This is a genomic window from Demequina sp. (genome assembly GCF_016278765.1).
GTDB lineage: Bacteria > Actinomycetota > Actinomycetes > Actinomycetales > Demequinaceae > Demequina.
Genome location: NZ_JADQBE010000079.1, coordinates 1 through 5,796, shown reverse-complemented (window position 1 = coordinate 5,796; position 5,796 = coordinate 1). Strand labels below are relative to the sequence as shown.

The 5,796-nt window shown below is 65.3% G+C and carries 9 protein-coding genes; all 9 read right to left on the bottom strand.

Annotated features, from left to right (window positions below):
• Nucleotides 1-10 precede the first annotated feature (10 nt).
• Complete coding sequence (infA, locus tag QZZ29_RS11550; protein ID WP_061963594.1) at nucleotides 11-232, bottom strand: translation initiation factor IF-1; 222 nt, start codon at nucleotides 230-232, stop codon at nucleotides 11-13.
• 136 nt (nucleotides 233-368) lie between these two features.
• A complete protein-coding gene (locus QZZ29_RS11545) occupies nucleotides 369-677 on the bottom strand; it encodes a hypothetical protein (protein ID WP_291383434.1) in 309 nt (102 codons plus the stop codon).
• 162 nt (nucleotides 678-839) lie between these two features.
• Nucleotides 840-1,421, bottom strand: coding sequence for a hypothetical protein (locus QZZ29_RS11540; RefSeq protein ID WP_291383432.1), 582 nt, complete (start codon nucleotides 1,419-1,421; stop codon nucleotides 840-842).
• Nucleotides 1,422-1,637: 216 nt separating this feature from the next.
• Complete coding sequence (gene map, locus QZZ29_RS11535; protein ID WP_291383436.1) at nucleotides 1,638-2,411, bottom strand: type I methionyl aminopeptidase; 774 nt, start codon at nucleotides 2,409-2,411, stop codon at nucleotides 1,638-1,640.
• A 42-nt stretch (nucleotides 2,412-2,453) separates the two neighbouring features.
• Nucleotides 2,454-3,020 (bottom strand): adenylate kinase, encoded by a 567-nt coding sequence (locus tag QZZ29_RS11530; RefSeq protein ID WP_291383430.1) that lies wholly within the window; start codon nucleotides 3,018-3,020, stop codon nucleotides 2,454-2,456.
• On the bottom strand, nucleotides 3,020-4,321 hold the full coding sequence (gene secY, locus QZZ29_RS11525) for a preprotein translocase subunit SecY (protein ID WP_291383429.1): 1,302 nt from the start codon (nucleotides 4,319-4,321) through the stop codon (nucleotides 3,020-3,022). Before secY ends, QZZ29_RS11530 begins: the two co-directional genes overlap by 1 nt.
• A 56-nt stretch (nucleotides 4,322-4,377) precedes the next feature.
• Nucleotides 4,378-5,130 carry a 50S ribosomal protein L15 gene (gene rplO / locus QZZ29_RS11520; RefSeq protein ID WP_291383428.1) on the bottom strand — a complete coding sequence of 251 codons (753 nt, stop codon included), beginning with the start codon at nucleotides 5,128-5,130 and terminating at the stop codon, nucleotides 4,378-4,380.
• Nucleotides 5,130-5,312 (bottom strand): 50S ribosomal protein L30, encoded by a 183-nt coding sequence (gene rpmD / locus QZZ29_RS11515; protein ID WP_291383427.1) that lies wholly within the window; start codon nucleotides 5,310-5,312, stop codon nucleotides 5,130-5,132. Before rpmD ends, rplO begins: the two co-directional genes overlap by 1 nt.
• Nucleotides 5,312-5,796, bottom strand: a 485-nt coding sequence (rpsE, locus tag QZZ29_RS11510) for a 30S ribosomal protein S5 (protein WP_291383426.1), incomplete at its 5' end; no start/stop codon positions are given. The genes rpsE and rpmD, both read right to left, overlap by 1 nt.

Genomic DNA, 5,796 nt, shown 5'->3' with positions numbered 1-5,796 from the left:
GCGGCGGCGCTTATTTGTAGCGGTAGACGATGCGCCCGCGGGACAGGTCATAAGGACTCAGCTCCACCACTACGCGGTCCTCCGGAAGGATCCGGATGTAGTGCTGGCGCATCTTGCCTGAGATGTGGGCTAGTACGAGGTGACCGTTCGTCAGTTCCACACGGAATGACGCGTTCGGCAACGCCTCAACTACTGAGCCTTCTACCTCAATGACGCCGTCTTTCTTGGCCATGAACTCCGCTAACGTCGATGAATGGGTGTGCAGGCGCGCAAAAACGCCCGACCGTCGAGAATACCTGAGATGTGGTGAAGTCTCAAATCGCGCGCATACGGCGTCCTGCCGCGCGGGCGAGCGACCCCGCGTGAGGCTAGCGGTAGGCGTTGCGCAGACGCTGGACCGCTAGATCGGAGATCTGCTGATTGCGGTGGTCCGCGAGCGCCCTGACCACCGAGGACGGGGTGCGCACGTTGCGCACCAGCGCCTCAAGAACCGTGGTGTCGTGGTCGTGGCCCAAAGAGATGAGCGCGCCAGCGGGGCAATCGGTCCTGGCTGCGACCGCCGCGCGCACTCTCGCGTCGCGGTGCACCGCGAACGGAAGCAAGGCCGAACCCGTGAGTTCGGGGTCGAGGGCGCGAAGAACATCGTCGGATGCGTCGCGTGCCGGGGGAAGTACCACTATCGCTCTTTTCACCCATTCGACGGGGCGCCCGTCACCCCGTACGTTGTGCCCAGCGTAGGACGGATGCGTGTGCCATTTCGACCTTTGTGAGAAATTAGACATTTCTGCGGCGGGGCGAACCCGGGCCGAGGAATCGGCGCCGTCGCGGGGACGACAGTGCTATGACGTTGCGCTGATCGCCAGGCCGTGCGTGCCTGGCATGGGGGCATGCGCCAGCTCCATGGCGGCGCCGTGCGACGGGAAGCGCGACGGCCGCGCGATCGATTCCTCGGCGACCGCCGCGGTGGTGCCTCGCTCCCGCAGCTCGGGAAACCTCGCGTCCTCGTCTCGAGGGTCTTCGACGCGCGGCAATCGGATCGCGTCGTTGCGTCGCGCGGACGCCAGCCTGCGCACCTCGGAGCGGCGGTGACGTGTCAGGCCGTCAACGATCTCGAACGAGATGCCGGGGTTGGTGAGCAATGCGGTCAGGACGACCTGGCTTCTGTCCGAACTGAGGTCCTCAAGCACTGACCTCACGGTGTGGGCGTTTGCCGCGAGCGCCGCGCGCACCTCGGTCGCACCGTCTTGGGCGAGCAACGCCTGAATCCCCAGGGGGACATCGTCGCGACTCGCGATCGTCTCGCGGACAACCCGGTTTCGAGACTGGGCGAGCAGAGCGATGTGAGTGCGGTGCAATCCGCGCGTCGCGGCGTCGAGCACCTCGACGCTTCCGCCCGGCGCCTGCGAGAATCCACGTGCCATGGTCGAGCCCCTTGGGTAGCCGACGGGGCCGTGGTGGCCGCGCCTCGCCTTTCGGTGGTCAGGCTGATGCCTTCCCCTCAGCGGATGCTCTAGTCATACATTTGGGACAAGTCGGTCCGCGACTTTTCGACCTCAATTGTGAGAATGTCCACACGGACCGCCGCGACATGCCTACTAAACACCACATTGGGGGGCAGAGAGTTGGGGGCGCCCCCACTAGGGGGCGACGGGAGAAACCCGATACGCGGCCAACTCCGCGGCGCCCCCGTCATGAGCCGTCAACACCCAGATTCCGTCGTCGTGAATCGCAATGGAATGTTCCCAATGCGCGGCTCGCGACCCGTCTGCCGACACTACGGTCCAGTCGTCCTCGAGCACCGTGGACTCCCCCGTGCCCACGACGAACATGGGCTCGATAGCCAGACACATGCCGGCTTTGACCTTGGGCTGACGCCCTCGCGTGCGGTAGTTGAGAACTTCGGGCGCCTGATGCATCGCCGTCCCGATGCCGTGCCCCACATAGCCCAGCAATGGGTGAAGTTGTGCGGCACCGGCAACGTCCTCAATCGCCCCCGCAACCTCGTCAAGCCGGTCCGCGGTCGCCAATGCGGCGATGCCCGCCCACAGTGCCACTCTGGTCTGTTCGACCAGGTGCGTGTCCTGGCCGCCACGGGGCGCACCGGCGATCACCGTCACCGCCGCGTCGCCATGCCACCCATCGACGATCGCTCCGCAGTCGATGGAGACGATGTCGCCGTCCTCGATGACCCGGGGCCCGGGTATCCCGTGGACCACCTCATCATTCACCGAGACGCAACTGACTGCGGGAAAGCCGTAGTAGCCCAAGAAGTTCGATTCTGCGCCCGCCCCCTCGATCACACGGCGAGCGGCCGCATCCACGTCAGCGGTGGTCGCCCCCACGACGGTGGCAGCCGACGCGGCTGCGAGGGCGTCGGCCACGATGCTGCCCGCGCGAGCCATGACCCGCATCTGGGGCCTGGTCTTGTACTCGACGCCGCGTGCCACAGGCTCCTACCGGGCGCGCAGGGCGTCGACCAGGCGATCGGTGACGGCGTCGACTTCGCCGATGCCATCCACCTTCACCAGGAGTCCTTGACCCTCGTAGTAGGCCACGACGGGCGCGGTCGTCTCCGCGTAGACCGAGAGGCGCTTGCGAATGACGTCCTCGGTGTCGTCCACCCGACCCTCGATCTCGGCGCGCTTGAGGAGCCTTCTGGCAATCTCGTCACTGTCTGCGACGAGCTCCACCACCGCATCGAGCGCGGCGCCGTGATCGGCGAGCATTCCGTCGAGTTCCACCGCCTGCTCGGGATTGCGCGGGTAGCCGTCCAGCAGGAACCCCGCCGTAACGTCGTGCTCCGCCAGACGGTCGCGCACCATGTCATTGGTGACGTCGTCCGGCACCAACGCACCGTGGGACATGTACTCCTGCGCCTTACGACCCAACTCGGTCTCACCCTTCACGTTGGCACGGAAGATGTCGCCGGTGGAAATAGCGGGCACATGGTAGGCGTCCGCCAGCCGCGCCGCTTGTGTTCCCTTGCCAGCCCCAGGGGGGCCCACGAGTACCAGACGCATTACTTCAAGAACCCTTCGTAGCGGCGTTGCTCCAACTGGGCCTGAATGCGCTTGACGGTGTCGAGACCCACACCCACGAGGATCAGGATCGTGACGCCACCCAACGGTATGGACGTATTGAGTCCCAGGAACACGAGCGCCAGCATCGGCAACAAAGCGACGATTGCGAGGTAGATCGAGCCCGCCGCGGTGATGCGCGAGAGGACGTAATCGAGGTAGTCGGCCGTCGGCTGTCCGGGTCGGATGCCGGGAACGAAGCCACCGTACTTCTTCATGTTGTCGGCAACCTCGGTGGGGTTGAACGTGATCGCCGTGTAGAAGTAGGCGAAAAACACGATCAACAAGATGTAGAACGAAATGTGAAGCGGCGAGTCGGTGCGCGTCACGTTGTTCTGCAGCCAGACCACCCAGCTGGACGGGTTGTCGCCAGCGAACTGCACAATCACGTAGGGCAACTGCAGGAGCGACGACGCAAAGATCACGGGGATCACGCCCGCCATGTTGATCTTCAGCGGGATATACGTGGAAGACCCACCGAGCATGCGGCGGCCGACCATACGCTTCGCGTACTGGACCGGAATGCGGCGCTGCGACTGCTCGACGTAGACCACGGCTGCGATGACAGCGAAGATCACGAGCAGGATCACGATGGTGTTGCGCACGCGGTCCGAACTCTGCCAAATGGTGGTGATGGCGCCGGGGAACGACGACGCGACCGAGGTGAAGATCAAGAGCGACATGCCGTTGCCGATGCCCCGCTCGGTGATGCGCTCACCCATCCACATGATGAGCACGGTGCCCGCGGTCATGGTCAGCACCATCGTGGTGATCACGTTCCACGACTGGTCGGGAACGATCTCCGAAGGGCAACCGGGGAAGAACACGCCGTTGCGGGCCATCGTCACGTACGAGGCCGACTGCAAAGCGGCGAACCCCACCGTGATGTAGCGGGTGTACTGAGTCAGCTTCGCCTGGCCGTCGGCGCCCTCCTTCTGGAGGGCTTCGAAGCGAGGAATGAGGACGCGCAGCAGCTGCACCATGATCGACGCGGTGATGTACGGCATGATGCCGAGCGCGAAGACCGAGAGCTGGAGCAGCGCTCCGCCGGAGAAGAGATTGAGGATCTGCAGCGGACCGCCGTCAGCACTGTTCGTCGAAATGCACTGCTGGACGTTGCCGTAGTCAACACCCGGGGTCGGCACAGCCACGCCAAGTCGGTAGATCGCGAGAATACCGAGCGTGAAAAGAAGCTTCTTGCGCAGATCCGGTGTGCGGAACGCGCTGAGAAAGCCTGAAAGCATGAGTCCTCCGTTAAGGGGGCGTCGCGGGTCCGGCGCTTACCGGACCCGCGACGAGCCTAGCCCTCGTTGACGGTGCCGCCGGCCGCCTCGATCTTGGTCTTCGCGCTACGCGAAACCGCATCGGCGTCCACGAGGGTCACCTTCACCGCGATCTCGCCGTCGCCAAGCACCTTGACGGGCAGGTTGTTTCGAACCGCACCCTTCTCGATCAGGTCGGCCTTGGTCACCTTGCCGCCCTTGGGGAACAGCTCGGCCAGCTGGTCGAGATTGACCACCTGGTAACGCACCTTGAACGGGCTCTTGAAGCCGCGCAACTTGGGGATCCGCATGTGCAGGGGCGTCTGACCGCCCTCGAACGCTGCAGGCACCTGGTAGCGAGCGCCCGTGCCCTTGGTACCGCGGCCGGCCGTCTTGCCCCGCTTGCCACCCTCACCGCGACCCACGCGGATCTTGGCAGCGTGTGAGCCTGGCGCGGGACGCAGGTGGTGCATCTTCAGCGTCGTCACCTTGGGCTGCTCCGCGCTGGGAGTCGCCTTAGCGGCGGCCGACTTCGCGGCGGCCTTGGTGGCCGCGGCCGACTTGGCCGTGGCCGTGGTCGCCTTGGCCGGAGCCGTCTCGGCAACAGCCTGCTTGGAAGCGGCCGCCTTGGCCGGAGCCTTGTCAGCAGCCGGCTTCTTCGCAGCCGTCGCCTTGGCAGCAGGCTTCTTGGCAGGTGCCTTGTCGGCAGCCGGCTTCTTCGCAGCCGTCGCCTTGGCAGCAGGCTTCTTGGCAGGCGCCTTCTTGGGCGTCGCCTCGTTTTCCTCGGCCATTACTCGACCTCCTCCACGGTCACCAAGTGGTTGACCGCCTTGACCATCCCGCGAATCTCGGGACGGTCTTCCTTCACGACAATGTCACCAACGCGCTTCAGACCGAGCGAGCGCAAGGTCTCGCGGTGCTGAGGCTTGGTGCCGATCTCCGAACGCTTCTGCGTCACCTTCAAGCGTGGCATTACTTCAACCCCGCAGCCTTGGCGCGCAGCATCGCTGCCGGCGCCACATCCTCGACGGGCAGGCCGCGACGGGCGGCGACAGCCTCCGGCTGCTCGAGACGCTTCAACGCAGCCACAGTCGCGTGGACGATGTTGATCGCGTTCGAGGAGCCCAGCGACTTCGTCAACACGTCGTGGATGCCCGCGCACTCCAGCACGGCACGCACCGGGCCGCCGGCGATCACGCCGGTACCGGGCGATGCCGGACGTAGGAACACCACGCCGGCCGCGGCCTCACCCTGCACGATGTGCGGGATGGTGCCCTGAATGCGGGGCACGCGGAAGAACGAACGCTTCGCCTCCTCGACACCCTTGGAGATAGCGGACGGCACCTCCTTGGCCTTTCCGTAGCCGACGCCGACGTTGCCTTCGCCATCGCCCACCACGACGAGCGCGGTGAAGCTGAAGCGACGGCCGCCCTTGACGACCTTGGAGACGCGGTTGA